2 protein-coding genes are annotated in these 2,148 nt (G+C 38.2%); one reads left to right on the forward strand and one right to left on the reverse strand.

All coding sequences use genetic code 11. The annotated features are described in order from the left end of the window. The first annotated feature begins 228 nt into the window (after positions 1-228). Positions 229-1,800, forward strand: coding sequence for a tetratricopeptide repeat protein (locus tag E1171_RS02405; protein WP_155203719.1), 1,572 nt, complete (start codon positions 229-231; stop codon positions 1,798-1,800). Between the two features lie 44 nt (positions 1,801-1,844). Here the strand turns inward: E1171_RS02405 and E1171_RS23525 are convergent. Beyond that, positions 1,845-2,148 (reverse strand): hypothetical protein (locus E1171_RS23525; protein WP_425509600.1); only part of this gene is annotated, 304 nt, incomplete at its 5' end.

Genomic DNA, 2,148 nt, shown 5'->3' on the forward strand with positions numbered 1-2,148 from the left:
GGGTAGTGTTACAAAAGTGCACCTTGTAATTCCAGGTTATAATTACAGAAGAAGTATTTCAGAGCCCCAATATGATGCTCAACTTTTTTACACACTATTGATGCTCATTTGTAACAAACCTCTAAATTTTTTGTTTTTAGGTGAAAAGAGAATTTTGGAAGGCTAAATAAGGCACTTGTTGAGTGCATAGCAGGAGGGTACGGACGAAAAAAGTTTAGACGAACAGCCATGCGCATATCAGAGAAAAAACCCTTTTCTGAGAGTATAATTTGGGATTTTCAAAGAAAATATTATAGCCGATCCGGTGTAAATGCCTGGAGGAAAGGAGAGGTCCCTCACTACGTTACAAGCAATTCGGTAATGGGTAAAACCTATGCTCAATTGGTTTTGGCTTTTTTAAAAGATTTGAGTCAGGAGGGAAAAACTAAAGAAACGGTTTATTTATTGGAATTAGGAGCCGGGCACGGACGGCTTTGTTATCATTTTTTTAAACATTTTGAAAAGCTGTATACACCCTTTTCTGATCAAATCCCTGCTTTTTGCTATATTTTGAGTGATTTTGCCGAATCAAATATTTCCTTTTTAAAAAACCACCCCCACTTAAAACCTTATGTAGAAAAAGGATGCCTGGATTTTGCTTTATTCGATTGTACGCAATCCAAAGAAATTCAGCTACAACACGCCAATATAAGCATTAAGGAGAGGTCCTTGGAACAACCTTTAATTGCTGTTGGCAATTATTTCTTTGATTCTATTCCCCAGGAACTCTTTTATATAAAAAATGGAAAATTGTACCAAGGTTTAATCAGCTTAAAAGAAAAGGATAAACGTACAGCAGACGGCCATAAAGCTACTAACTTAGAAAAGCTGCAAGTCAATTATAGTTATTCTCCCCTTTTTAAACCGCCTTACAAAGAAACTTATTTAAATGAGCTGCTTTCCGACTATTTGGATAAGTTTTCCAATACACATGTATTGTTCCCTTACATCGGGATTAGGTGTCTCCATCAATTGCAGCGATTGTCTAAAAAGGGTCTTCTGTTAATAACCGCCGATAAAGGATATCATAGAGAAGCCTCCTTAAAGGGAAGAAAGGCCCCTCTCCTGGTTCATCATCATGGATGTTTTTCATTGACGGTAAATTATCATGCCATAAAAAAATACTGCGAAAACAGAGGAGGCCTGGCCCTTTTTCCCGGGCATTCTGTGAACAGCATTAACCTAGGCTGCCTATTGTTTTTACCCAATCCAGCGCAATTTATAGAAACCAAGGTCGCTTACGAATATTTAGTAAATGACTATGGACCCGATGATTATTTCAGTATTAAAAAGACCCTGGAAAGAAATTTCTCTTCCATGAGTCTTCCTAATATCATGGCAGCTTTACGATGTAGTGGCTATGATGCCCGTTTGTTTGGACAAATGTTTTCACGGATCATGAAGATTCTCTCAAAGGAAAAAATCAGAAAAGAGGATGCTCAAAGTTTTATTGAAATGACGGATCGAATTTGGGATATGTATTACCCCATAGGAGAACGAAATGACCTGGCTTATCAGATCGCCAGACTTTTGTACCAATTAGGAGCGTATAAACAATCCGTTAGCTATTTTCAGTATTCTATGAGAAAAAACTATGATCAATCAATCAATGTTCTTTATCATCTCGCTCGTTGCTTTTACCAGCTAAATGATTGTGCAAAAGCTTTAAGCTATGCTAAAAAAATTAATGCCCTGGATAAGGAACATGAAGGCGCACTGAAATTACTCCATGAATTAGGCAAAAAAACTTATTTAAGGTAAATTTAAATATAAAAGCTCGTCTTTTAAATGTTTTTAGACACCCTCTAAGCACTTGCTGCGTAATTCTCGTTGCTCACAATGAAGCAGCAAGAAGGAAGATCAGGCCGGTAGTTTGGCAAACCATTTATTCTGTCCATTACACTCTGGTGCAACTTAGCCCCCGGTGGAATTGATCGTTCTACCGCAGGCCAAAGTCGCCATAAGCCTGTCCTAGAGTTATGAAGTGGCGCCAGGGGGTTTTGAGTTAGTGATTTTTTCCAGCCTTTTCTGAGCTTTAGGCCGCAATTTGATGCCCGGTCCATATGCCACGTAAAGGCAATATCAGAAAGTCCTCTCTCATCATACCAA

The sequence above is a fragment of the Xanthovirga aplysinae genome (assembly GCF_009711365.1).
Classification (GTDB): domain Bacteria; phylum Bacteroidota; class Bacteroidia; order Cytophagales; family Cyclobacteriaceae; genus Xanthovirga; species Xanthovirga aplysinae.